The organism is Streptomyces sp. NPDC090045 (assembly GCF_044747975.1).
GTDB lineage: Bacteria > Actinomycetota > Actinomycetes > Streptomycetales > Streptomycetaceae > Streptomyces.
The window spans coordinates 226,687-251,484 of sequence record NZ_JBIVFA010000010.1 but is presented as its reverse complement, the minus strand read 5'-3'; the positions used below and the strand labels follow the sequence as shown (position 1 = coordinate 251,484).

The following is a 24,798-nucleotide window of genomic DNA, read 5'->3' as shown; positions in this document are numbered from 1 at the left end:
CCTGTCGGCGGAACCTGTCAATCCGCCCGCGCATGTCAACCTGCCCGTGCGTGCCCCGATGACCCTTCATGGTCGACTGTGGCGGATACTGAGCGGCTGGACCGGAATGGAGCCGGAATGACCGGATTGGTGACCGGCTCGACGACGGACCGCATTGATGACGAGGGAAGGGCGCGGCGACGTGGCTAGGGTTCGGACAGGGGTGCGCGTCGTGGGCGCGGTGCTCGCGGCGGTACTGGGGGCCTCGCTCGCGGGCTGCAGCAGTACGGGTGGCAAGCGCGCCGAGGAGCGGGCGAAGGCCGCCGCGGCGGGCCGGCCGGCCGTCTCCACCCCGCGCTGGACCTTCGCGATGGTCACGCACGCGGGCGACGGCGACACCTTCTGGGACATCGTCCAGAAGGGCGCCAAGGAGGCCGCGGCGAAGGACAACATCAACTTCGTCTACGCCCACGACGACCAGGCTCAGCAGCAGGCGCAGTTCGTGCAGAACGCCATCGACCAGAAGGTCGACGGGATCGTCGTCAGCCTCGCCAAGCCGGAGGCCCTCAAGGACGTCATCGCCAAGGCCGTGAAGGCCGGCATCCCGGTGATCACGGTCAATTCCGGCTCCGCCCAGTCCGCCGAGTACGGCGCGCTGACCCACATCGGCCAGGACGAGGAGATCGCCGGCGAGGCGGTCGGCACCGAGCTGGGCAAGCGCGGCCGCAAGAAGGCCGTCTGCGTCCTGCACGAGCAGGGCAACGTCGGCCACGAGCAGCGCTGCGCCGGGGCCAAGAAGACCTTCAGCGGCACGATGGAGAACCTGTACGTCGAGGGCACCAACATGCCCTCCGTCCAGGCGGCCATCCAGGCGAAGCTGCAGGCCGACCCGTCCGTCGACGCGATCGTCACCCTCGGCGCCCCCTTCGCCCCGACCGCGATCAAGGCGAAGGAGGCGGCGGCCAGCAAGGCCGAGGTCGACACCTTCGACCTCAACGCCTCCGTGGCCCGCGACCTCAAGTCCGGGGCCCTCGGCTTCGCCGTCGACCAGCAGCCCTACCTCCAGGGCTACGAGGCCATCGACCTGCTCTGGCTGTACCGCTACAACGCGAACGTGCTCGGCGGCGGCCGCCCGGTGCTCACCGGACCGCAGATCGTCACCGCCGCCGAGGCGTCCAAGCTGGAGGAGTTCATCAAGCGGGGCAGCCGATGAGCACGCAGGCCGCCGTCGACGAACGGCTCGCGCCGACCTCCGTCGTGCGCAAGCTGCTCGCCCGCCCGGAGCTCGGCTCGGTGGTGGGCGCCGCCGCCGTCTTCGTCTTCTTCTCCATCGCCGCGCCCAGCTTCCTGCAGGCCTCCAGCCTCAGCACGGTCCTGTACTCGGCCTCGACCATCGGGATCATGGCCGCTCCGGTGGCGCTGCTGATGATCGGCGGCGAGTTCGACCTCTCCGCCGGTGTCATGGTCACGACGTCCGCGCTGGTGAGCTCGATGTTCAGCTACCAGATGACGGCCAACGTCTGGGTCGGCGTCGCGGTGTCGCTGCTGGTCACGCTGGCCATCGGCTTCTTCAACGGCTTCATGCTGACCCGCACCAGGCTGCCCAGCTTCATCATCACGCTCGGCACCTTCCTGATGCTGACCGGCCTGAACCTCGGCTTCACCAAGCTGATCAGCGGTTCGGTCTCCACCAAGACCATCGCCGACATGGAGGGCTTCTCCTCCGCGCGGGCCCTGTTCGCCTCGCAGTGGAACATCGGCTCGGTCACCCTCAAGGTCACCATCCTGTGGTGGTTCGCCATCGTCGCCGTGGCCACCTGGATCCTGCTGCGCACCCGCGCCGGCAACTGGATCTTCGCCGTCGGCGGCGGGGCCGACGCGGCCCGCGCGACCGGCGTGCCCGTCGTGAAGACCCGTATCGGCCTCTACATGGGCGTCGCCCTGTGCGCCTGGATCTCCGGGCAGCACATCCTCTTCTCGTTCGACGTGGTCCAGTCGGGCGAAGGCGTCGGCAACGAGTTCCTCTACATCATCGCGGCCGTCATCGGCGGCTGTCTGATGACCGGCGGCTACGGCTCCGCCATCGGCTCGGCGGTCGGCGCCTTCATCTTCGGCATGACCAGCAACGGCATCGTCTACGCCCAGTGGAACCCGGACTGGTTCAAGTTCTTCCTCGGCGCGATGCTCCTGCTGGCCACGCTGCTCAACGCATGGGTCCGCAAGCGGGCGGAGGCACGGTCATGACCACGGCACTCGTGAAGCTGACCCACGTCAGCAAGTACTACGGCAACATCCGCGCCCTCCAGGGGGTCTCCCTGGAGGTCTCGGCGGGCGAGATCACCTGCGTCCTCGGCGACAACGGCGCCGGCAAGTCCACCCTCATCAAGATCATCGCGGGGCTGCACCGGCACGACGCCGGCACCTTCGAGATCGAGGGCGAGGAGACCGTGCTCGCCAACCCGCGCGCGGCCCTGGACCTCGGCATCGCCACCGTCTACCAGGACCTCGCCGTCGTCCCGCTCATGCCCGTGTGGCGCAACTTCTTCCTCGGCTCCGAACCCACCAAGGGCCGCGGCCCCCTCCGCCGCCTCGACGTGGACCTCATGCGCGAGACCACCCGCGCCGAGCTGCTGCGCATGGGCATCGACCTGCGCGACGTGGACCAGCCCATCGGCACCCTGTCCGGCGGCGAGCGCCAGTGCGTGGCCATCGCCCGCGCCGTGTACTTCGGCGCCAAGGTCCTCGTGCTCGACGAGCCCACCGCGGCCCTCGGCGTGAAGCAGTCCGGCGTGGTCCTCAAATACGTCGCCGCCGCCCGAGACGCGGGCCTCGGCGTGGTCCTCATCACCCACAACCCGCACCACGCGTACCTGGTGGGGGACCGTTTCGTCCTCCTCAAGCGCGGCACCATGGCGGGCAGCCACACCCGTGACTCGATCACGCTCGACGAGCTCACCCGGCAGATGGCGGGCGGCTCCGAGCTGGACGAACTGAGCCACGAACTGGAGCGAGTGGCAGAATCAGGGGCAGACGCCCCACCCGGCGCAGCCGACCCGGCTTCCCGCCCCACCCCACCGAAGAGGGACGACACGACTCGATGAGCACGTACCGGGACTTCACGCTCTCCCACCGGGGGTCGGCGCGAGGCACCGTCCTGCGGACCATCGGCACCCGTGAGCGCCGGTCGCACCTGACCGCCCCGCGCGTCCCGACCGTCGGCATCGACATCGGCGGCACCAAGGTGATGGCGGGCGTCGTCGACGCCGACGGGATCATCCTGGAGAAGATCCGCGCGGAGACCCCCGACAAGTCCAAGAGCGCCAAGGTCGTCGAGGACACCATCGTCGAGCTGGTGCTGGACCTCTCCGACCGGCACGACGTGCACGCGGTCGGCATCGGGGCCGCCGGCTGGGTGGACGCCGACCGCTCCCGGGTCCTGTTCGCACCCCACCTGGCCTGGCGGGACGAGCCGCTGCGCGACGCCCTCCAGTCCCGGCTCGCCGTCCCGGTCATGGTCGACAACGACGCCAACACCGCCGCCTGGGCCGAGTGGCGCTTCGGCGCCGGACGCGGCGAGGACCACCTCGTCATGATCACGCTCGGCACCGGCATCGGCGGGGCCATCCTCGAAGGCGGCCAGGTCAAGCGCGGCCGCTACGGGGTCGCCGGCGAATTCGGCCACATGCAGGTCGTCCCTGGCGGCCACCGCTGCCCCTGCGGAAACCGCGGCTGCTGGGAGCAGTACAGCTCCGGCAACGCCCTGGTCCGCGAGGCCCGCGAGCTGGCCGCCGCCGACTCCCCGGTCGCGTACAACATCATCGCCAGGGTCGGCGGCAACGTCCACGAGATCACCGGGCCGCTCATCACCGAGCTGGCCCGCGAGGGCGACGCCATGTGCGTCGAGCTCCTCCAGGACATCGGCCAGTGGCTCGGCGTCGGCATCGCCAACCTCGCCGCCGCCCTCGACCCCTCCTGCTTCGTCATCGGCGGCGGCGTCAGCGCCGCCGACGACCTGCTGATCGGCCCCGCCCGGGACGCCTTCCGCCGCCACCTCACCGGCCGCGGCTACCGGCCGGAGGCCCGCATCGCCAAGGCCCAGCTCGGCCCCGAGGCCGGCATGGTCGGCGCCGCCGACCTCGCCCGGCTCGTCGCCCGGCGCTTCCGCCGCGCCACCCGCCGGCGGGTCGAGCGCTACGAACGGTACGAGCGCTACGCGCAGCAGCTGGGCCGGCGCGACCCCGCCGGACCCGAGGACCAGGAAAAACAGTGACACCGCCCTCCCTGCCCCACCAGGCCTCCGCCCCCGACGCCACGCCGCCGCCCACCGCCGAGGACCGCAGGCACGTGGTCAAGCGCCGCTGGATCACGGCGATCATCATCCTGCTGCTGATCGGCGTACCCGCGGGCTACCTCGCGATCTCCACCCAGCAGAGCCGCGAGAGCGGCCGCGACAAGGCCGCCAAGGTCGGCGCGTCCGAGGTGCGCCCCGGCTGGCCCTCCAAGGTGCAGCGGAGCATCTACGAGGTCCCGATCCCGCCGAAGGCCTGGCGGGTCGGGTTCCTGGAGACGAACAACTGGCGCACCAGCCGGCTGTTCACGGCCTTCGCGGTGACCCCCGAGGACCTGGACGCCTTCCTCGCCGCCGTCGGCACCAGCCGGGCCGGGCTGAAGCGGGGCGAGGTCTCGATCTCCGCGCACGACTCCGAGGTCGCCGGCTGGAGCTGGAGCCCGGAGGCCACCTGGTACGGGACCACCGTGGAGCAGCCGGACCCGCGCCCCAGCCGGGACATCACGGTGGACCTCACCGACCCCGAGAAGCCCCGGGTCTACGTGGTCTCCACGACCACCCCCTGACCGGGGCCGGTCCACCGCTAGCCTGGGATCATGAAGCTTACCAAGCGGCTGCACTCCTGCGTCCAGTTGGAGAAGGACGGGCGCACGCTCGTCATCGACCCGGGCGCCTTCAGCGAACCGGACGCGGGCCTGAGGGCGGACGCCCTGCTGGTCACGCACGAACACCCCGACCACTTCGAGGAGGGCCGGCTGCGGGCCGCCCTCGACGCGAACCCGGCCGCCGGGCTGTGGACCCTGCGCAGCGTCGCCGAGAAGCTCGCCCCCGCCTATCCGGGCCGGGTGCACACCGTCGGCCACGGCGACGTCTTCACCGCCGCCGGGTTCGAGGTCCAGGTGCACGGGGAACTGCACGCGGAGATCCACCCGGACATGCCGCGGGTCACGAACGTCGGCTACCTCGTGGAGGGTTCCCTCTTCCACCCCGGGGACGCCCTGACCGTGCCCGGGGTGCCGGTGGAGACCCTGATGGTCCCGGTGCACGCCCCCTGGAACAAGGTCGCGGAAGTGATCGACTACCTCCGCGAGGTCAAGCCGCGCCGGGCCCTCGACATCCACGACGCCTACCTCTCCGACATCGCCCGGCCGATCTACGACTTCGCCCTGGACGCCCTCGGCGGCACCGACCACGGCCGACTCACCGCGGGGGACAGCACCGACCTGTGAGTGTCGGTGCCTGGAGGTAGGTTGGAACGCATGCGTATCGCCACCTTCAACGTCAACTCCATCACCGCCAGGCTGCCGCGTCTGCTGGCCTGGCTGGAGAGCTCCGGCACCGATGTCCTGTGCATCCAGGAGACCAAGTGTTCGGCGGAGCAGTTCCCGCACGCCGAGCTGCGCGAGCTGGGCTACGAATCGGCCGTCAACGCCACCGGCCGGTGGAACGGCGTGGCCCTGCTCTCCAAGGTGGGCCTGGACGACGTGGTCTCCGGGCTGCCCGGCGGGCCCGACTACGAAGGCGTCCAGGAGCCCCGCGCGATCTCCGCGACCTGCGGCGGGGTCCGGGTCTGGTCGGTCTACGTGCCGAACGGCCGGGAGGTCGAGCACGACCACTACGGCTACAAGCTGGACTGGTTCCGCTCCCTGACCACGGCCGTCGCCGAGGACGCGGCCGGCCCGCGCCCCTTCGCGGTGCTCGGCGACTTCAACGTGGCCCCCACCGACGAGGACGTCTACGACCCGGCCGTCTTCGCCGGCCTCACCCACGTCACCCCCGCCGAGCGGGCCGCCCTGGAGGCACTGCGCGGCGCGGGGCTCTCCGACGTGCTGCCGCGCCCCCTCAAGTACGACCGCCCGTACACGTACTGGGACTACCGGCAGCTCGCCTTCCCCAAGAACCGCGGCATGCGCATCGACCTGGTGTACGGGAACGAGCCCTTCACCAAGGCCGTCACCGATGCCTACGTCGACCGCGAGGAGCGCAAGGGCAAGGGTGCGTCCGACCACGCGCCGGTCGTCGTGGACCTGGACCTCGACCGGTAGGCCGCGCCGGACGGCCCCCGCGCGCCGTCGCCGGCCGTCATCCGGGCCGGCCGATCCAGGCGCGCCCTGTGGCCAGCGGCGGATCCTGGTGCGACGCTGGGCGGTATGAACATCCCTTTCCTGGACAACTGGCTGAACCGGCGTGAAACGGAACAGGGTGCGGGACTTGCCGCCGCCCTCGCGGACGATCCCGAGGGCGTCGCCGAGCTGTTCTCGGAGTGCGAGATGCTGCGCGTCCAGGCGCGGGCGGCCGGCCTCGAACTCGACGGGAGCCAGGGCTCCTTGGAGGCCCTGGACCAGCTGATGCCCCGCTGGCGGCGGGATCCGGAGGCGGTGCCCTGGCTCGGCAACGACGCGGGCTTCTACCTCGGGACCGTGATCGTCCGGACCATTCCGGGGGCCGCCTGGCAGGTGTGGCCCAACGGCCAGCCGGTGATCAGGCTGGCCTCGGGCCGCGAGCTGAACGTGATCGAGTCGGGGGTGTCCTGGGCGATGACCGGATCCCCCGAACTCAGCCAGGCGTACGCCGAGGCCTCCGAGGGCTGATGCCCCGGCGCCCCGGCGTGTCGGGGCGAAGTGCCCTTCCGCGGCTGGATAGTTTGCGCTGACCTCGACACACCGACACCGAGTGGGCAGGGCAGCGCATGACCGTCGATCCGTTGATCGAGCTGCGGGACGTCAACAAGCACTTCGGACAGCTGCACGTCCTGCGGGACATCAACCTCACCGTCGGCCGTGGCGAGGTGGTGGTGGTCATCGGCCCCTCCGGTTCCGGCAAGTCCACCCTGTGCCGGGCGATCAACCGGCTGGAGACCGTCGAGTCGGGCACGATCCTGCTGGACGGGGAGCCGCTGCCCGCCGAGGGCAAGGAGCTGGCCCGGCTGCGGGCCGAGGTCGGGATGGTCTTCCAGTCCTTCAACCTCTTCGCGCACAAGACCGTCCTCGCCAACGTCTCGCTCGCGCAGGTCAAGGTCCGCGGGCGCAAGAAGGGCGAGGCGGACCGGCGCTCCCGGCAGCTCCTGGACCGCGTCGGCCTCGCCGACCAGGCGGAGAAGTTCCCCGCCCAGCTCTCCGGCGGCCAGCAGCAGCGCGTGGCGATCGCCCGGGCGCTCGCCATGGACCCCAAGGCCCTGCTCTTCGACGAACCCACCTCCGCGCTCGACCCGGAGATGATCAACGAGGTGCTGGAGGTCATGCAGCAGCTCGCGAGCGAGGGCATGACCATGGTCGTGGTCACCCACGAGATGGGCTTCGCCCGCTCCGCCGCGAACCGGGTGGTCTTCATGGCCGACGGGCGGATCGTCGAGGACCGCACTCCGGAGCAGTTCTTCACCGCTCCGGAGAGCGACCGGGCCAAGGACTTCCTCTCCAAGATCCTCAAGCACTGACGGGCCGGCGGCGGCCCCCGGTCACTGCTCGCGCAGCGGTACCGAGACGTACGACGGATCGGAGCGCGGCGAGGAGAAGGTCAGCTGCGCCCCCGTGGGGTTGTGCTCGATGTAGAGCGGGTCGACGGTGTCGATGACGAGGGCGAGCCGGTGGCCCGCGGGCACGTCGTAGGCGGTGGAGAAGAGCTCCAGGTCCACCCCGAACGCCCGGCCCGGCGTACGGCCGTGGAAGGTGTACGGGGCGTTGGTGACGAGCTTGCCGATGCCGAGCGGGCCGACGTCGTAGAGGTACGCGACGAAGGTGCCGTCGGCCCTGGTGGGCGTGACGGTGGTGTGCAGGCCGACGGTGCCGCGGACCCGGCGCGCGGTGTCGTAGCGCTCGGACTGCCAGACGGCGGCGAAGGCGCGGGGGAGCAGCGGTATGGACGCGGCCGGGGGCGCCTTGACGAACTGGTCGAGGACGCTGGAGAGGAGGAGGATGCCGCCGTTGGCGCCGGAGTCGATGTTGGCGAAGAGGTGCTCGCTGTCGGAGAGCGGGAGCTTCTCGGTGCCGCCCGAGCCGACCGACTTCCAGTCGGCGTAGCCCTCGTAGCCGTCGTTGCTGCGGGACTTGATCTGCACCGGGGCCTCGGTGTCGATGCCGTTGCGCTCGCCCTTGAGGTAGCGGTCGAACCAGCGGTGGGCGTTGGTCCAGGTGTCGTTGGGCAGGCCGAGCAGGCCGGTGCCCTCGGCGGTGGCGTGGTCCCCGGGCCGGAACTCCAGGCGCTTGGGGCCGGTCAGCCGCTCGTAGAACTTCGCGTACTGGTTGGGCGGGAAGATCGTGTCCCCCCAGGCGTTGCCGAGCATGATCGCGGCGCCGTTGGCGTTGATCCGGTCCACCTGCTCGGACGCCGATCGCTTCCTGCCCCACTCGATCATCTGCTGCTCCTGGTCCAGCCGGGAGCCGAGGAAGTTGCCGAGGAGCGTCTGCAGTTCGGGTCCGGGGCGGCCGGTGAGGTAGCCGGCGGCGCCGAGCATCGCGGCGGCCTGGACGTGCTGGGTGCGACCGGAGTAGATGGATTCGATGAGGTCGGCCCAGCCGCTCATCGCGACCACGGCCTTGACGCGCGGGTCCTGGGCGGAGGCCAGCAGGGTGATGCCGGCGGCGTACGAGACCCCGCCGAGGCCGATGCGGTCCGCGTCGGCGGGGGAGTTGGCGAGGGCCCAGTCGATGACGGCGCTGACGTCGGCGATGTCCGGCGGGCCGGCCACCTCGATGTTGCCGCCGGAGAGCCAGAAGCCGCGCGAGGTGTAACTGACCACGATGTAGCCGGAGTCGGCGAGCTTCTTGGCCTGGGCGATGTATTCGATCTGCGGCAGGCCCCAGCTGGTGGGCAGCACGATCAGCGGGTACTTCCGGCCGCTCACGGCCCCGGCCGGGGTGAAGACGTTGCCCTTGAGGGTGATGCCGCCGGAGCCGGGGATGTCGTGGAAGCGCAGTTCCGGCGAGGCCGCCGGGGCGCCGGCGACGGCTGCCGCGGTGGGGGCGGGAGCCGCCTGGGCCTGGTGGGGGGCCAGGCCCAGGGCGGCTGCCGCCAGCAGGGCTGCCACGGCTGCGGCGGTGGTGGTGCGCTGCATCGATCGCTCCTCGCGTACGCCGGGGTTGTCAAAGTGACCCGACGGTAACGGGAGGGACTTACTGAAGGTAACCCGTCAGTAAGTTACGTGGTGGTAACAATTGAACGAGAGTCAGTGGAACGGTCCGCAGGTCAGCCGTTCTGCGGGGCGGCCGACAGGGCGCTCTTGGCCTTCCATTCGTCCCAGGAGAGGTTCCACTCGCCGTAGCCGTTGCCGATCGGCGCCTGGCCCTTCGAGCCCTCGCCGACCACCTCGAAGAGGTCGCCGACCTGGGACTGTCCGAAGAACTCCTTGGCGTCGGCGTCGCTCATCCCCACGCAGCCGGAACTGCTGTTGGTGCGGCCGAAGTTGCCGCTGTTCCACGGGGCGGCGTGCGCGTACATGCCGGACCAGGTCAGACGCATCGAGTAATCGACCATCTTGTCGTAGGCGTTGTCCAGGCCCACCGTCTGGGAGTCCATCCGGATGGTGCCCTCCTTGGTCATGATCACCATCTTCCCGGACCAGGAGGCCTTCTTGCCGCCGGGAGTGCCGGCCGAGATCGGGATCGTCCTGAGCGCCTGGCCGTCCTGGGTGACCGACATCTTCTTCGTGTCGAGGCTGACCTGGACCCGGCGGTCCTTGCCTATCTTGAACTCGGTGTTGTAGTCGCGGGCGAACAGCCCGCCGCCCTTGCCGGAGTCCACGCCGTTCAGGTGCATGTCGACCTTCACGTCCGTGCCGGACTTCCAGTAGTCCTTGGGCCGCCAGTCGACGCGGTCCTTGCCGTCGTGGTCCTTCATCCAGCCCCAGGAACCCTCGGTGTTGTCCGAGGTGGTGACCTTGAGCTGCTTCTCCACCTCGGCCTTGTTCGTCACCGGGTTGTCGAAGACGAGGGACACCGGCATCGCCACGCCCACCGTGCTGCCCTTGGAGATGTTGATCGAAACCTTGTTCACCTTGTCGGCGGGGCCGGTCTTGAACTGCGTGGTGGCGCTCTGGCTGTCGGTGTTCTGCGCCTCGACCTTGTACTCCGCACCGGCCGGGGCGTTGCGCTCCGAGGTCCAGGTCTTCCCGTCGTCGGCTATCTTCCCCGGCAGCTCCGCGCCCTTGGCGTCGGTCACCTTCACCTGCGCCAGCTTGCCTTCGGCGACGGTCACCGTGACGGGCTGACCGGCCTTGACCTGATCTCCCGTCAGGTTCACCGAGACGGCCATGTCGGCCTTCGGCTTCAGCTCTGCCTTGCCGGTCGCACCGCTCCCGCCATCGCTTCCGCCCGAGCAGGCGGTGAGCGCGGCGGCCAGAAGTGCGGTACCGGCCATGGCGGTGCGGCGTGTGCGGCTCAACGTAAACCCCTCCCAAGAATTAACCGTTCGCACACCTAGATGCGAACGGGACGACTCTAGGTTGCGCAATCCGCCGAAAATGTCGTCCCACCGGTTGTGACGTGGACCGCAGCGAAACCGTCACCGTCCGGTCACAATCGCCGCGCCGTCCGGTCACGGGCGGCTGTGAGAGTCCTGTGCATCCCGGGCCCCGGCCCCGCCCACCGACGTACAGGAAGGCCGATCAGCCATGTGTGCACTGCTCGTGACCCCCGCCCGGCAACACGACCAGGACCGGGAGCTGATGGTGCGCACCCTGTCCGACCCGGAATACCAGGCGTTCCTTTCCCGGCACGGACGGGCGAGTTTCCTCCAGTACCCGTCCTGGGCCGCGGTAAAGGACCTTTGGCGGTCGGAAAAGGTCGGATGGCACTATCCCGGCGGCGAAATAGAGGGTGCCGGACTCGTTCTCTACCGCCAATTCCCCGGCACCCGGAAATATTTCGCCTACCTTCCCGAGGGCCCCGTCGCGGACTGGTCCGACCCGCGCATCGACCGCTGGCTCAACCCGCTCATGCGCCACATGCGCGCCTCCGGTGCCTTCGCCGTCCGCATCGGCCCCACCCCGGCCTACCGCCGCTGGGACGCGGCCACCGCCAAGGCAGGGACCGGGACCGGCCGTCAGATATCCGACGTGCTCGCCACCGAGGTCGACCCGGTGGGCGCCGCCCTCGCCGACCGGCTGCGCACCCGCGGCTGGAAGCGCTGCGGCGGTGAGGACGACGGCGACGCCCAGCCCCGCCACGTCTTCCGCGTGCCGCTGGCCGGCCGCTCCCTGGACGACCTGTGGTCGGGCCTGAACCAGGAGTGGCGGCGCAATGTCCGCAAGGCCGGGAAGGCCGGTGTGGAGACGGTCCTCGGCACCTCCGCCGACCTGCCCGAGTTCTACCGGCTGTTGCGCATCACCGAGGAGCGCGACGGCTTCCGGCTCGGCCGCTCCCTCGCGTACTACGAGCAGCAGTACCGGGTCCTGAACGCCGAGCAGCCCGGCCGCATGCGCCTCTACCTGGGCATCCACCGGGGCGAGATCCTCGCCGCGCACACGATGATCGTCGCCGGGAAGCGGGTCTGGTACCAGACCGGCGCCTCCGCCGACCACCGCCGCGAGGTGCGGCCCAGCAACGCCCTGCAGTGGCGCATGATGTGCGACGCACACGCCCTCGGGGCGGAGGAGTACGACATGCGCGGGGTACCCTCCACCCTTGACCCCGACGAACGTTCTTTCGGGCTGCTGCGCTGGAAGCTCGGCACCGGCGGGCAGGTCGTCGAAACGCTCGGCGAATGGGAGACCCCGATGGACGGAGTGGCCAACACGGCGCTCTACAAGGCCTTCCAGGCCTACCTGGCCCGCCGGTGACGGCCACTGACGCCCGGCATACCGCCGCCGATGCCGACGGCGGCCCGGCAGCGGGCAAGACCTCGGTGCTGCGCAGCGGCGCGCTCATGGCGGCCGGTTCGATCGTCTCCCGGGCCACCGGATTCATCCGCTCCGCCGTCGTCGTCGCCGCCCTGGGCATCGGCATGCTCGGAGACGGCTACGCGGTGGCCAACACGGTCCCGAACATCATCTACATGCTGCTCATCGGCGGTGCGCTCAACGCCGTCTTCGTGCCCGAGCTGGTGCGGGCCGCCAAGGAACACGCCGACGGCGGCGCCGCCTACACCGACCGGCTGCTCACCGCCTGCACGGCGGCGCTCGTCGTGCTCACCGCGGCGGCCGTCCTCGCCGCCCCGCTGATCGTCTCGGTGTACACCGGCTACAGCGGGGCCCAGGAGAGCACCACCGTCGCGCTGGCCCGCTACTGCCTGCCGCAGATCCTCTTCTACGGGCTCTTCACCCTGCTCGGCCAAGTGCTGAACGCACGCGGCCGGTTCGGCGCGATGATGTGGACCCCGGTCCTCAACAACCTCGTGATCATCGGCGTCTTCGGGCTCTTCCTGTACCTCTCGCACGATGCCGCGGACGGCCTGACCGCCGCCGAGACCCGGCTCCTGGGCCTCGGCACCACCGCCGGCATCGTCCTCCAGGCCCTCGCCCTGATCCCCTCACTGCGCGCCGCCCGCTTCCGCTGGCGCCCCCGCTTCGACTGGCGCGGCAGCGGGCTCGGCCGCCCGCTGCGCAACGCGGGCTGGCTGGTCATGCTCGTCCTCACCAACCAGATCGCCTACTGGGTCGTCACCCGGCTCTCCACCACCGCCGGCACCGAGGCGGACCTGGCCGGCCTCCCGGGCGCCGGCTACACCGCCTACAGCAACGCCTACCAGCTGTGGATCGTCCCGCAGGGCATCATCACCGTCTCCCTCGTGACCGCCCTGATGCCCCGGATGAGCGCGGCCGCCTCCGACGGCGAACTCGCCACCCTGCGCGCGGACATCTCCTACGCGCTGCGCTCCAGCGCCGCCCTCGTCGTCCCCGCCGCCGCGCTCTTCGCGGCCCTCGCCCCCTGGGTGATGGGCAGCGTCTTCGAGTACGGCGTCACCGATGCCTCGGACATCGAGGTCATGGCGGGCATGCTCATGGCCTTCGCCCCCGGCCTGATCGCCTTCTCCGCGCAGTACGTGCTCTCGCGCGGTTTCTACGCCCTCTCCGACACCCGGACCCCCTTCTTCCTGAACCTGGTCATCGCCGCGCTGAACGCCGGTCTGTCCGCCGCCGCCTACTTCCTGCTGTCCCCCCGCTGGGCGGTCACCGGCATGGCCGCCGCCTCCTCCCTCGCCTTCCTCGCGGGCGCCGCCGTGACCGCGTACACCCTCTCCCGGCGGCTCGGCCCGCGCGCGGGGACCCGTACGCAGCGGCGCGCCACGGCCGTACGGACCCACCTGCGGCTCCTGGCCGCCTGCGTCCCGGCGGCCGCCGCGGCCTACGCGGCCGCCCGGGCCGTCGAACGCTTCGGCGACTTCGCGGCGGTCGGGGCGGGAACCGCGGTCCTCGCCCTCGGCGTCGTCCTCCTTGCCGTGCCGCTGCGCCTGACGGAGATCACGGACCTGCTGGACTCCGTGCGGCGCAAGTTCGGCCGATAGCAGGAGGAAGCGCAACAGAACGACTTGGCATACTGGCCGGATGCCACGTGTACTGCTGATCGAGGACGACCCGTCCATCCGCGAGGGCGTGGGCCTGGGCCTGCGCCGACGCGGCCACGAAGTGAGCTCCGCCGAGACCGGTGAGGAGGGGCTCGCCCTGATGGCGGGCTTCCGCCCCGAACTCGTCCTCCTCGACCTGATGCTGCCCGGCATGAACGGTGTGCAGGTCTGCCATCGCATACGCGAGAACAGCGAGGTGCCGATCATCATGCTCACCGCGCGCGGCGACGACTTCGACGTGGTCATCGGCCTGGAGGCCGGCGCCGACGACTACATCGTGAAACCCGCCCGTACCGAGGTCATAGAAGCCCGCATCAAAGCCGTACTGCGCCGGCTCAGCGACCCCGTGGGCGCCCGCCCCGAGATCGCGGTCCACGGCGAACTCGCCATCGACCGCGCCGGGCTGACCGTCGCCAAGAACGGCGAGCGCGTCGCCCTCGCCCCCAGCGAGATCAAGCTCCTGCTGCACCTGTCGGCCTCGCCCGAGCAGGTCTTCTCCCGCCAGCAGCTCCTGGAGTACGTCTGGGACCACAGCTACCACGCCGACTCCCGGCTCGTGGACGCCTGCGTCCGCCGCCTGCGCCACAAGATCGAGGACCCCGCCGGCAGCCCCCGCTACATCCAGACCGTGCGCGGCTTCGGCTACCGCTTCGGCCCCCTGTAGGCCGCGGTGCGACGCATAGCACCGCTCGGGCTGCGCACCCGGCTGATAGCGGCCTTCCTGCTGGTCGCCGCGATCAGCGCGGTCAGCACGGCCGCCCTCACCTACCAGCAGGCGCGCAACGCCATCCTCAAACAAACCCAGGACACCGCCGTCAACACCCTGCGGGACCAGATCGAGCAGCAGGAGATCCACCTCCCCGTCGGCCAGCCGGAGCTCCAGCGCATCGTCATCGAGCTCGGCAAGCGCGGCAAGCCCCACCCGTGGATCATCTTCGGCGAGTACGGCGGGCTGCGGGTCTCCACCAACCCCGACACGCCCACCTCCAGCGTGATCACCGACAGCCTGCGCGACAAGGTCCGCAACAACCAGTACGCCGCCTTCCAGCGCGCCGAGGACCAGCGCGGCAACCCGTGGCTCACCATCGGCGTCCCCGCCGTCTTCGAGCACAACGGCTACACCGAAGCCACCGGGGTCGTCTTCTACGCCAGCGTCCCGCTCTCCACCGAGAAGCAGACCGTCGAAGCCATGGTCGAGGCCGCCCAGCAGGGCGCCGTCCCCGGGCTGGCCATCGCCATCATCCCCGCGCTGCTCGCCGCCCGCAGCGTGCTGCGGCCGGTCCGCGACATGCGGCGCGCCGCCCAGCGGCTGGGCCGGGGCCGCCTCGACACCCGCATCGAGGTCCGGGGCGCCGACGAACTCGCCGGACTCGCCCGCACCTTCAACGAGACCGCCCGCGCCCTGGAGCAGTCCGTGCGCGAGCTGCAGGACGCGGAGACCCGGGCCCGCCGCTTCGCCTCCGACGTCTCCCACGAACTGCGCACCCCGCTCGCCGGGATGCTCGCCGTGACCGAGGTCCTCGACGAGGACGCCGCGCGCCTCGACGCCGACACGGCCAAGGCCCTGCGCCTGGTGAGCGCCGAGACCGGCAAACTCGCCGTCCTCGTCGAGGACCTGATGGAGATCTCCCGCTTCGACGCCCGGGCCGCCGAACTCAACCTCGACGACGTGGACATCGCCGAAGCCGTGCGCAAGACCCTCGAACGACGCCACTGGGACGACGAGCGCGTCGTCACCCGGCTCCCGGACCGGGTACGCGCCCGGCTCGACCCGCGCCGCTTCGACGTGATCCTCGCCAACCTCGTCGGCAACGCCCTGCGCCACGGCGGCGCCCCCGTACACGTCACCGTGCGCACCGCACCGGGCGAGGACGGCGAACGGCTGCTCATCGACGTCGCCGACAGCGGGCCCGGCATCGCCCCCGAGGTGCTGCCCCACATCTTCGACCGCTTCTTCAAGGCCGACGCGGCCAGGACCCGATCCGCCGGCAGCGGCCTCGGACTCGCCATCACCCTGGAGAACGTCCGCCTGCACGGCGGCACCCTCCGGGCGGGCAACGGGCCCTCCGGGGGAGCCCTCTTCACCCTCGACATGCCGCTGGAGGCCCGCGAATGACAGGGCGCGAGACGAGAGCCCGGGCGACGGCGGCCACGGCCGCGCTGGCGGGCTGCGCCCTGCTGCTCACCGGATGCGGGATCAAACGCACCGGGGTGATCGACAGCGGCCACGCCGCCACCGTCAAGGTCCCCGGCGCCAAGAACGCCGCCGTCCTCTACTACGTCTCCAAGGAGGGCGACCGGCTCGTCCCGGTGCCGTTCACGGTCGGCCCCGACTACACCCTCGCGCCCGTGCCGCTCGTACGGGTGCTGCTGAACGGCGTCAGCGCTCCGGCCCAGGAGGCAGGGCTCACCACGGCGCTGCCCCGGCCGCCCGTCGAGCAGACGGACGCGGTGACCGTGAGCGCGTACGCGCCGGACAAGGGGCTGACGGTCCGGCTGCCGTTCGCCGTGGGCACCCTGTCGGACCTGGCCCGCAAGCAGCTGGTGTGCACCGTCGGCGTCTCCGCCGTGCCGGACGTCATCACCCCGGTCACCCTGCAGGGCACCGACACCACCCTCCCGTCCGCGGAGTGCGAGCGGCGGCGCTGACGTGTGCGGCCGGCCCGCGGCCGGCCGCGCCCTTGCGGGCAGGCCGCGCACCCGTCACGGTGGCCCCATGGATCACGCCGCGGACGTCCCGGACGTCTTCGACCCCCGGATCTACGCCGGGGGCGTCCCGCACGACAGCTACCGGCTGCTGCGCGAGCACCATCCCGTCGCCTGGCAGCCGGAGCCGCCGATCCAGGGCTGGCCCGCCGGGCCCGGCTTCTGGGCCGTCACCCGGCACGCCGACGTCGTCCGCGTCCTGCGCGACCACCGCACCTACTCCTCCTGGATCGGCGCCACCCAGATCCGCGACCCCGACCCGGCCGACCTGCCGTTCCTGCGGCGCACCATGCTCAACCAGGACCCTTCCCCCAGGCCCTGCGGGCCGGGGGAGACCCCCGCCGCACACGGCCGCCTGCGCCGGCTCGTCTCCCGCGCCTTCACCCCCGCCCGCGTCGACGCCTTCGCCGGCCGGGCACGGGAACGCGCCCGCGCCCTGCTGGCCGCCGCGCGGGAGGGCGCCGAAGACGGCGCCGCCGACCTCGTGCGCACCGTCACCGACGAATACGCGCTGCTGAACCTCACCGACCTGCTGGGCGTCCCGGCCGCCGACCGCGCCCTGCTGCTGGAGTGGACCGTACGGATCATCGGCTACCAGGACCCCGAAGACGCCCCGGCCCCCGTGCTCGGCCCGGACGGCGAGCCCCTCAACCCGCGCTCCCCGGCGCTGCTCGGCGAGATGTTCGCGTACGCCCGCGAACTGGCCGCCCACAAGCGCGCGCACCCCGGCGACGACGTGATGACCGCCCTGGCCGGAGCCGGGCTCGACCCGGCCGAACTGGAGATGTTCTTCTTCCTGCTGACCGTCGCCGGCAACGACACCGTGCGCAGCGCCGCCCCAGGCGGCCTGCTCGCACTCGCCGGCGCCCCGGACGCCTACCGGCGGCTCGTGGACGGACGGGTCCCCGTGGAGCGGGCCGTCGACGAACTCCTGCGCGTCCACCCGCCGGTGCTCAGCTTCCGCCGCACCGCCGCCGTCGACACCGAACTGGCCGGGCGGCCCATCCGGGCCGGGGACAAGGTGGTGGTCTTCCACGCCTCCGCCAACCACGACAAGCGGGTCTTCACCGACCCCGGCCGCCTCGACCTCGGCCGGACACCCAATCCGCACGTCTCCTTCGGGGACGGCCCCCACGTCTGCCTCGGCGCCCACTTCGCCCGGCTCCAGCTGCGGACCCTCTACGAGGAGTGGTGCGCGGCCATGCCCGTGCCGGAACTCGCAGGCCCGCCACGGCGGTTGGTGTCGAACTTCATCAACGGGATCACGCGGCTGCCGGTACGGGTGTCCGGGCCGGCCCGGTGACGTCCGCCAACAGCTCCGTGACGTCGGGCCCGTAGGCGTCGGAGTTGATCACCTTCAGCACGAGGCAGAACGTCCCGTTGCCGTACTTGCGGGCCAGCCGCTCGTGGTGCCTGGCCAGGTACCGGGCCGCGGCCTGGTTGCTGTTGGCGGTCTGTCCCGACAGCAGGAACACCGGCCGGGAGCCCTGCCCGGTCGTCAGCCGCGCCAGCAGGACGTACTCGACCTGGCCCTTCACCCAGCGGTACGTCTCCTCACCGATCCGGATGGCCGCACGGTCCGGATGGCCCGAAGGGAGGCCGACGTCGGTCTGCACCCCCGGCAGCATGGACGCCAGGTGCGCGGTCGTCCGGACATTGGAGACCGGCCCGCCCACGCAGAACTCGGCGCGCTCGCCGAAGCCCTGCCGGGCGGCATCGTGGGTGACGATCTGCACGGTCGCCCCGCAGTCCTTGATCAGGGAGGAGATCTCCAGCAGGGCGAAGGCGTCGTTGCGGTGCAGGGACGCATCGGTGCCGCCCATCTGCCGGTTGACCACGAACAGACAGTCGGAGCCGGTCGGCAGGCCGAAGAAGGCCTGCTTGCGGCGGAGCGCGCGCCGCCAGAGGTAGGTGCGGGCGAACCAGCCGAGCCCGCCGCTGAGGGCGGTGGCTATCACCCCGAGCAGGATGTTGCGCACGTCGTCGTTCATGCGCCGGATGCTAGCGCCGAGGCCGCGGCACGGGGACACCCGGTGCGGGAGATCACCTGCGCCGCTCCCGGCTCCGGCCAACGACGCGCGCCACCACGCGTCCTGACGGGGCGGGGGGCTCGGCGCTAGGCTCGGCGCCACGCTGCCACTGGAGGTCCGGATGCACCGTCCCGTCGCCCGCACGTTACCGCTGCTGGCCGTCGTCGCCGCACTCGTCTCGACCGGCGCCGCACCGCCGTCCGCCGCCGGGGCCGCGGCCCCGCCGGCGAAGGTCCCGGTCGCCGCGGGCTACGGCGGGGCGGTCGCCAGTGTCGACGCCGACGCCTCGGCGGTGGGCATCGGCGTCCTGCGCTCCGGCGGCAACGCCGTGGACGCCGCCGTCGCCACCGCCGCCGCGCTCGGCGTCACGGAGCCCTACTCGGCCGGCATCGGCGGAGGCGGCTACTTCGTCTACTACGACGCCAAGTCCCGCCGCGTGCACACCATCGACGGCCGGGAAACCGCGCCGGCCTCGGCCACCGCCACCCTCTTCCAGGAGAACGGCGTCCCCATCCCCTTCGCCGAGGGCCAGACCAGCGGCCTCGGCGTCGGAGTCCCCGGCACCCCCGCCACCTGGACGAGCGCCCTCGACGCCTGGGGCACCCGCCGGCTGCCCCAGCTCCTCAAGCCCGCCGAGAAACTGGCCCGCGACGGCTTCACCGTGGACAGCACCTTCCGGGCCCAGACCGAGCTCAACGAGGCCCGCTTCCGGGACTTCCCCGACACCTCGAAGCTCTTCCTGCCCGGCGGCGCCCTGCCGGTGGTCGGCTCCACCTTCAAGAACCCGGACCTGGCCGACACCTACGCCGAACTGGCCCGCAAGGGCACCGGCGCGCTCTACCGGGGCCCGATCGCCGAGGACATCGTCCGGACCGTCCGCAAGCCCCCGGTGGACCCCGCCGCGACGCGGACCGTCCGCTCCGGCGACCTGACCACCCGCGACCTGCGCGCGTACGCGACCAAGCGGCAGGAGCCGACCCGGGTGGGCTACCGGGGCCTGGACGTCTACGGCATGGCGCCCTCCTCCTCCGGCGGCACCACCGTCGGCGAGGCCCTCAACATCCTGGAGCGCACCGACCTCTCGAAGCTCTCCGAGACGCAGTACCTGCACCACTTCATCGAGGCCTCGCGGATCTCCTTCGCCGACCGGGGCCGCTGGGTGGGCGACCCGGCCGCCGTCAGCGTGCCGACGCGCGGGCTGCTCTCGCAGCGGTTCGCCGACTCGCGCGCCTGCCTGATCAAGCCGGACCGTACGCTGACCAGCCCGCTCGCCCCCGGTGACCCGCGCAACCCGGTGCCGTGCGCCACCACCGGGCAGGCCGCCCCCACCACGTACGAGGGGGAGAACACCACCCACCTGACGGTCGCCGACCGCTGGGGCAACGTGGTCTCCTACACCCTGACCATCGAGTCCACCGGCGGCAGCGCGATCACCGTGCCGGGCCGCGGGTTCCTGCTCAACAACGAGCTGACCGACTTCTCCTTCGCCCCGGCCGCGCCCGGAGTCCCGGACCCGAACCTGCCCGGCCCGGGCAAGCGGCCGCGCTCCTCCATGTCCCCGACGATCGTGCTGGAGGACGGCCGGCCGGTGCTCGCCGTGGGCTCCCCGGGCGGCGCCACCATCATCACCACCGTCCTGCAGACCCTCATCGGACACCTGGACCGGGGCCTGCCGCTGGTCGACGCGATCGCCGCGCCGCGCGCCAGCCAGCGCAACCAGGCCACCACCGAGCTGGAGCCGGGCCTGTGGAACAGCCCGGTCCGCGCCTCCTTGGAAGCACTCGGGCAGGGCTTCCGCCAGAACCCGGAGATCGGCGCCGCCACCGGTGTCCAGCGGCTGCCCGACGGCCGCTGGCTGGCGGCGGCCGAGACCACCCGCCGCGGCGGGGGCTCGGCCATGGTCGTCCACCCGCACGGCAGGCCGTAGCGCCGCGCGGCGGGGGAGTGCGCGGCGGCCGGGGGAGTGCGCGGCGGGGCCCGCGCCCCGGCTCCCGTGCCCACCGGGCCCCGGCGGCGGTCCGCTACGGCGCGGTGAGGATCCTCGGGCCGTCGGCGGTGATCGCGACCGTGTGCTCCGAGTGCGCGGCGCGGCTGCCGTCGACGGTGCGCAGGGTCCAGCCGTCCCCGTCGCACCGGTAGTCGTCCGTACCGCCCGCGATCAGCATCGGCTCGATGGCGAGGACCATGCCGGGGCGCAGCTTCATGCCGCGTCCCGGCGGGCCCTCGTTGGGCACGCCCGGGTCCTCGTGCATGCTGCGGCCGATGCCGTGACCGCCGAAGCCGTCCGGGACGCCGTACCCGGCGGCGCGGCAGACCGTGCCGACGGCGTGGGCGATGTCCCCGATCCTGTTGCCGGGCACCGCGGCGGCGATCCCGGCCGCGAGGGCCGCCTCGGAGGTCTCGATCAGCCGCAGGTCGGCCGGGCGGGCCCGGCCGATAGTGAAGCTCACCGCCGCGTCCCCGACCCAGCCGCCGAGCTTCGCCCCGCAGTCGATGCTGACCAGGTCTCCGTCACCCAGCCGGTACCCGTCGGGGATGCCGTGCACGATCGCGTCGTTGACCGAGGCGCACACCACGCCCGGGAAGGGCACCGGCGCGAACTGCGGCCGGTAGCCCAGGAAGGGCGAGGTCGCGCCGGCCTCCTGGATCACCCCGCGGGCCACCCGGTCCAGGTCCAGCAGGGACACCCCGACGCGCGCGGCCTCCCGTACGGCGGCCAGGGCGCGGGCGACCACCCGGCCCGCGGCACGCATGTCGTCGATCTGTCGGTCCGTCTTCAGTTCCACCATGCCAATAACTATACCGGTATAATAATGACGGGATAGTTATTGGCGTCCGGGGTAGGATGAGCGCATGGTCCGTACCCCCCTCACCCCTGAAGAGCGCGAGCGCGGCGAGCGGCTCGGTGCGCTGTTGCGCGAGGCACGCGGCGGCCGCAGCATGGTCGAGGTCGCGGCCGGCGCGGGGCTCTCCGCCGAGACCCTCCGCAAGATCGAGACCGGCCGGGCGCCCACCCCCGCCTTCTTCACGGTCGCCGCGCTCGCCGGGGCGCTCGGCCTCTCACTGGACGATCTGCTGACGCGCTGCGCCGTCGTGCCCGCCTGAGGGCGGTCCTGTCCGGGCCGGTCCGGGCCAGTCCGTCCGAGCCGGTCCGTCCGGGCGGGTCCGGCGGGCCGAACGGCCCAATCGGCGGTGGGAGCACCGGGCCGCGGGGCAAGCGTGAAGGCGTGTCAGCCACGAACGCATCCCAGCGACTCGGTTTCGGAATCCTCGGCGCCCTCCTCGCGGGCGGCCTGCTGCTCGCGGCGTGCGCCGCCCCCGACGGCCCGGCACGCGCCGAAGAGGAGGGCCGCGCCCCCTCGAAGGCGGCCCGCGGTCCCGCCCCGGCGAACGGAACGACGCCCCCGCCCCCGCCGGAAGGCCCTCGGGGCTAGGGTCGCGTCATGGATCTCGAGGAACTCGGCAGAGCGCGCTACATAAGCCTCACCACCTTCCGCAAGGACGGCACGCCCGTGGCGACGCCGGTCTGGGCGGTGGTGGACGGGGGTGAGCTGTACGTGTGGACGCGTACCGAAACGTGGAAGGTCAAGCGCATCCGCAACAACGGGCGGGTCACCGTCACCGCGTGCGACGTGCGCGGGCGCGTCCGGGAGGGGGCGCCGGTGTACGAGGGCGAGGCCCGGCTGCTCGACGAGACGGGGCTGCGGCGGGTGCGGAAGCTGATGTCGCGCAAGTACACCTGGCAGTACTGGTTGGTGGACGTGCCCGCCACCGTGGCCCGGCGCGGGAAGCGGCCGCACACCGCGATCGCCGTCAAGCTTTGAGACTCCCGTAGCCCGCCCGTAACACGGGTGGGATCCAATGCGGTCATGGAGACCGCGACTTCGCTGGCGATCAGTCAACTCTCGGGATATCTGCGGGGGTTGACCCAGAGGCTGGATCCCGGGGCAGGCTGGTACGGGGAGTTCCTGCGCCGGGATCCGGAGGGCATGCGGGCCTGCCTGGAGGGTGCCGCGATGCCGCCGTGGGACGTGGTGGAGTCGCTGCTGCGGGACCTGGAAGCGGCGCGCGGCACGGAGTTCGCGGCGCGCGAGACCGTATACGCGGCGCGGCTGCGGGCGGCGGCGGTCACCGCGTGGGACCGGCTGCCGGGCGGTGAGGAGGAGCTGCGGACCCTGCTCGTGGCGTCGGCCGCGCAGCGGGCGGAGGCGGAGAAGGCCCTGCGGGACCTGACGGCACGGCTCGGCGGGGCCGCCGGCCCGGCGGAGACGGACGCCCTGACCCGCGAACTCTCCTGGACCCAGGACGACGTGGCCCGCGCCGCGGCCCGGCACGAGGACCTCGCGGCCCGCCTGACGTCCCTGCGGACCATCCCCTTACCCGGCGTCCCCCGCCAGCGCCCCCAACCGACCGCCTGGCCCGAGGCCCACCAAGCGACCGACGGGGCCGAACACGCCCACCACCCGACCGGCTGGACCGAAGCCCCGGCCGCCTGGACCGAAGCCCCACCCGAGCGCTCCCACCCGCCGGCCGAAACGCCGGCCGCGCCGCTGCCCGAGACGCCGGCCGACTGGTCCGAAGGTTCGCCTGCGCGGGGCAGCCAGTCGTCCGACGGGGCCGATGCGACACCCGGGTCGTTCCGCCACTCCGTCGGCTGGGCCGGGGTGTCGGACGGCCGGACGGGAGCATCGTCCGGTTGGACGCCGCAGCGGGCCGAGGAGGCCCCGTTGTCGACCGAGGCGGCCGAAGCGCAGGCCGGGTGGACCGGAGCTTCGTCCGAGCAGCCCCGCCACCCGGCCGGCTGGACCGGGGCGCCTGCCGACTGGTCCGAAACGGCGGCCGAGAGAGCCGAGGTGCCACCCGAGCCGCGTCACCCCGCCGACTGGACGGGGGCGCCGTCGGGGTGGACGGGGGAAGGGGACGACGGGGCTGAGCCGTTGAACGGACGGGCCGAAGCGCAGGCCGGGTGGAACGGAGTTCCGCCCGACCCCGGTGGCCGAACGGCCGATGGGGTCGGGGCGCCGGTGGGGCGGGCCGAGGGGCGGTGGCTGCGTGGGGGACGGCGTTCCGGGGGTGCCCGGTACGCCGGGTCGGCGGCCCCCGACGTGCCGGCCTTCACCCCGCCGCCGGGGCAGCCGGCGGGCACGGAGCTGCCGGGGGCCGACGGCCTCGGCCCGGAGCCCGGCCGGCCCGCCCCGCGCGGAGCGCGTTTCGGGCCGCCGCAGGATCCGCTGCCCCGTGGCATCCGGTTCGGCCGGCCCCGGCCGGAGCCCGTGGCACCCCAGGAGGCGGCTCCGGCGGTCGGCGAAGCCGCGCCGCCCCACCCCGCGGCCCCGGCCGGGCCCCCGCGGGCCGTCGCCGCCGAACTGGTCGCGCTCCGCGCACAGGGCCGCAGCGGCGAGGCGCACGTGCTGCTGTGCGAGGCGGCGTTCGGGCCCGCCGAGCGGCTGCCCGGGCTGGCCGCCGAGCTGGGCCGCGCCGGGCTCGCGGCCGACTGGGCCACCCTGCTGTGGGAGGCGGGCTCGCTCCCGCCCGGACAGCTCGCGGCGGCCGCGGCCGCCCTCGGGGACGCCGGCCGGGAGGCCGACTGCGACGCCCTGCTGCGCCAGGGCGTGGCCCGCCCGGCCGCGGAGGTCGCGGACGCCGCGCTCGCCCTCGGCGACGCGGGCCGCCTCCGCGAGGCCGACGCCCTGCTCGGCGCCTTCGTCCGGGTCCGTACCGCCGAGGAGGCGGCCGGGCTGGCCCGCCGCGACCCCCAGTGGTTCGCCCCGCGCCTGCTCCAGGCGGCCCGCGCCCTGCCCGGCTCCCGGCACCGCGACCTCGTCCACGCCCTGCGGGTGGCCGGCATCGGGGCCGGCTAGGCACGGATGGCCGGTTGTGTCAGGGTCTGGCGGAGGGGTGGGGCCGTGCGCCGCTGGCCTTGCCGGCCGGGATGCGGGCTTCGGCGGTTCGGGTGGGGCCGGGTGTGTTCCGGTGCGTCTCCTCGGGCGTCGAACGTGTCGGGGGGTCGGAGGGCCGGGGCACCTTGTGTTCGACGCCCTGCGGGGAGCGCCCCTGCACACACCCGTCCCCCCACTATCCAGCCTCGCCGCACCAACTCCAGCCCCTCCGGCGTTTGAGGAGTGGGGGTCCCCCCGGACGGAGTCTGGGGGAGGGTGCGGGGCGGAGCCCCGGTCTTTGAGCCGCGCCAGCCCTCCCTGCCGGAGCCGTCCTGGGGGCGGGCCCCTCGGAAGCGCTCCGTGGGCCGGGGTTCGGCCGGTGAGGCCACCGGTGGTCCGACAAGCTCCCCCTAACCCGCCC

General features: G+C 72.6%; 24 protein-coding genes. 20 read left to right on the top strand and 4 right to left on the bottom strand.

Annotated features, from left to right (window positions below; all coding sequences use genetic code 11):
- Positions 1-211 precede the first annotated feature (211 nt).
- The 9 genes from ACIPYQ_RS26150 to ACIPYQ_RS26110 all read left to right on the top strand — a co-directional run bounded on the left by ACIPYQ_RS26150 (position 212) and on the right by ACIPYQ_RS26110 (position 7,700).
- A complete protein-coding gene (locus tag ACIPYQ_RS26150; protein ID WP_361763129.1) occupies positions 212-1,192 on the top strand; it encodes a substrate-binding domain-containing protein in 981 nt (326 codons plus the stop codon).
- Positions 1,189-2,223, top strand: a complete 1,035-nt coding sequence (locus ACIPYQ_RS26145) for an ABC transporter permease (protein ID WP_401255591.1) — start codon at positions 1,189-1,191, stop codon at positions 2,221-2,223. Before ACIPYQ_RS26150 ends, ACIPYQ_RS26145 begins: the two co-directional genes overlap by 4 nt.
- Positions 2,220-3,080, top strand: a complete 861-nt coding sequence (locus ACIPYQ_RS26140; protein ID WP_401255588.1) for an ATP-binding cassette domain-containing protein — start codon at positions 2,220-2,222, stop codon at positions 3,078-3,080. Before ACIPYQ_RS26145 ends, ACIPYQ_RS26140 begins: the two co-directional genes overlap by 4 nt.
- Positions 3,077-4,249: an ROK family glucokinase gene (locus ACIPYQ_RS26135; protein ID WP_361763034.1), complete on the top strand. Its 1,173-nt coding sequence runs from the start codon at positions 3,077-3,079 to the stop codon at positions 4,247-4,249. Before ACIPYQ_RS26140 ends, ACIPYQ_RS26135 begins: the two co-directional genes overlap by 4 nt.
- The gene (locus ACIPYQ_RS26130) at positions 4,246-4,833 is read left to right on the top strand and encodes a hypothetical protein (protein WP_401255584.1); all 588 of its coding nucleotides are present in this window, start codon (positions 4,246-4,248) and stop codon (positions 4,831-4,833) included. Before ACIPYQ_RS26135 ends, ACIPYQ_RS26130 begins: the two co-directional genes overlap by 4 nt.
- 30 nt (positions 4,834-4,863) lie before the next feature.
- Entirely contained in the window at positions 4,864-5,496 is a 633-nt protein-coding gene (locus ACIPYQ_RS26125; RefSeq protein ID WP_401255581.1) for an MBL fold metallo-hydrolase, read from the top strand.
- Positions 5,497-5,526: 30 nt separating this feature from the next.
- Positions 5,527-6,312: an exodeoxyribonuclease III gene (locus tag ACIPYQ_RS26120; RefSeq protein ID WP_361763043.1), complete on the top strand. Its 786-nt coding sequence runs from the start codon at positions 5,527-5,529 to the stop codon at positions 6,310-6,312.
- 105 nt (positions 6,313-6,417) lie between these two features.
- Positions 6,418-6,858 carry a DUF6278 family protein gene (locus ACIPYQ_RS26115; protein ID WP_401255577.1) on the top strand — a complete coding sequence of 147 codons (441 nt, stop codon included), beginning with the start codon at positions 6,418-6,420 and terminating at the stop codon, positions 6,856-6,858.
- A gap of 98 nt (positions 6,859-6,956) precedes the next feature.
- Complete coding sequence (locus ACIPYQ_RS26110; protein WP_361763048.1) at positions 6,957-7,700, top strand: amino acid ABC transporter ATP-binding protein; 744 nt, start codon at positions 6,957-6,959, stop codon at positions 7,698-7,700.
- Between the two features lie 21 nt (positions 7,701-7,721).
- Here ACIPYQ_RS26110 and ACIPYQ_RS26105 read toward each other — a convergent pair whose 3' ends face one another.
- Both ACIPYQ_RS26105 and ACIPYQ_RS26100 read right to left on the bottom strand, forming a co-directional pair.
- Positions 7,722-9,317 (bottom strand): CocE/NonD family hydrolase, encoded by a 1,596-nt coding sequence (locus ACIPYQ_RS26105; RefSeq protein ID WP_401255574.1) that lies wholly within the window; start codon positions 9,315-9,317, stop codon positions 7,722-7,724.
- A 131-nt stretch (positions 9,318-9,448) separates the two neighbouring features.
- Positions 9,449-10,618, bottom strand: a complete 1,170-nt coding sequence (locus ACIPYQ_RS26100) for an Ig-like domain-containing protein (RefSeq protein WP_401255783.1) — start codon at positions 10,616-10,618, stop codon at positions 9,449-9,451.
- A 307-nt stretch (positions 10,619-10,925) separates the two neighbouring features.
- Here ACIPYQ_RS26100 and ACIPYQ_RS26095 point away from each other — a divergent pair, with 307 nt between their 5' ends.
- From ACIPYQ_RS26095 to ACIPYQ_RS26070, 6 genes are all read left to right on the top strand, one after another.
- Complete coding sequence (locus ACIPYQ_RS26095; RefSeq protein WP_401255780.1) at positions 10,926-12,038, top strand: lipid II:glycine glycyltransferase FemX; 1,113 nt, start codon at positions 10,926-10,928, stop codon at positions 12,036-12,038.
- Positions 12,035-13,702 (top strand): murein biosynthesis integral membrane protein MurJ, encoded by a 1,668-nt coding sequence (murJ, locus tag ACIPYQ_RS26090; RefSeq protein ID WP_401255571.1) that lies wholly within the window; start codon positions 12,035-12,037, stop codon positions 13,700-13,702. Before ACIPYQ_RS26095 ends, murJ begins: the two co-directional genes overlap by 4 nt.
- A gap of 40 nt (positions 13,703-13,742) precedes the next feature.
- Complete coding sequence (locus ACIPYQ_RS26085) at positions 13,743-14,426, top strand: response regulator transcription factor (RefSeq protein WP_361763060.1); 684 nt, start codon at positions 13,743-13,745, stop codon at positions 14,424-14,426.
- A gap of 6 nt (positions 14,427-14,432) precedes the next feature.
- A complete protein-coding gene (locus tag ACIPYQ_RS26080) occupies positions 14,433-15,878 on the top strand; it encodes a HAMP domain-containing sensor histidine kinase (protein WP_361763063.1) in 1,446 nt (481 codons plus the stop codon).
- Positions 15,875-16,411, top strand: a complete 537-nt coding sequence (locus tag ACIPYQ_RS26075) for a hypothetical protein (protein WP_361763066.1) — start codon at positions 15,875-15,877, stop codon at positions 16,409-16,411. Before ACIPYQ_RS26080 ends, ACIPYQ_RS26075 begins: the two co-directional genes overlap by 4 nt.
- 67 nt (positions 16,412-16,478) lie before the next feature.
- Entirely contained in the window at positions 16,479-17,771 is a 1,293-nt protein-coding gene (locus ACIPYQ_RS26070) for a cytochrome P450 (protein ID WP_401255566.1), read from the top strand.
- Here ACIPYQ_RS26070 and ACIPYQ_RS26065 read toward each other — a convergent pair.
- On the bottom strand, positions 17,731-18,459 hold the full coding sequence (locus ACIPYQ_RS26065) for a hypothetical protein (protein WP_401255563.1): 729 nt from the start codon (positions 18,457-18,459) through the stop codon (positions 17,731-17,733). The genes ACIPYQ_RS26070 and ACIPYQ_RS26065 overlap by 41 nt on opposite strands.
- A 160-nt stretch (positions 18,460-18,619) precedes the next feature.
- Between ACIPYQ_RS26065 and ggt the strand changes: the two genes are divergently transcribed.
- The gene (ggt, locus tag ACIPYQ_RS26060; protein ID WP_401255560.1) at positions 18,620-20,425 is read left to right on the top strand and encodes a gamma-glutamyltransferase; all 1,806 of its coding nucleotides are present in this window, start codon (positions 18,620-18,622) and stop codon (positions 20,423-20,425) included.
- A 94-nt stretch (positions 20,426-20,519) separates the two neighbouring features.
- Here ggt and map read toward each other — a convergent pair whose 3' ends face one another.
- Positions 20,520-21,287 carry a type I methionyl aminopeptidase gene (gene map, locus ACIPYQ_RS26055; protein WP_401255557.1) on the bottom strand — a complete coding sequence of 256 codons (768 nt, stop codon included), beginning with the start codon at positions 21,285-21,287 and terminating at the stop codon, positions 20,520-20,522.
- A gap of 64 nt (positions 21,288-21,351) precedes the next feature.
- On the opposite strand from map, the gene ACIPYQ_RS26050 reads away from it, so the two are divergent.
- From ACIPYQ_RS26050 to ACIPYQ_RS26035, 4 genes are all read left to right on the top strand, one after another.
- Positions 21,352-21,603 carry a helix-turn-helix transcriptional regulator gene (locus ACIPYQ_RS26050; protein ID WP_351292622.1) on the top strand — a complete coding sequence of 84 codons (252 nt, stop codon included), beginning with the start codon at positions 21,352-21,354 and terminating at the stop codon, positions 21,601-21,603.
- Positions 21,604-21,725: 122 nt separating this feature from the next.
- Positions 21,726-21,932, top strand: coding sequence for a hypothetical protein (locus ACIPYQ_RS26045; RefSeq protein WP_401255553.1), 207 nt, complete (start codon positions 21,726-21,728; stop codon positions 21,930-21,932).
- A 9-nt stretch (positions 21,933-21,941) separates the two neighbouring features.
- A complete protein-coding gene (locus tag ACIPYQ_RS26040; protein ID WP_361763084.1) occupies positions 21,942-22,322 on the top strand; it encodes a PPOX class F420-dependent oxidoreductase in 381 nt (126 codons plus the stop codon).
- 45 nt (positions 22,323-22,367) lie between these two features.
- Positions 22,368-24,359, top strand: coding sequence for a hypothetical protein (locus ACIPYQ_RS26035; RefSeq protein WP_401255549.1), 1,992 nt, complete (start codon positions 22,368-22,370; stop codon positions 24,357-24,359).
- The last annotated feature ends 439 nt before the right edge of the window (positions 24,360-24,798 follow it).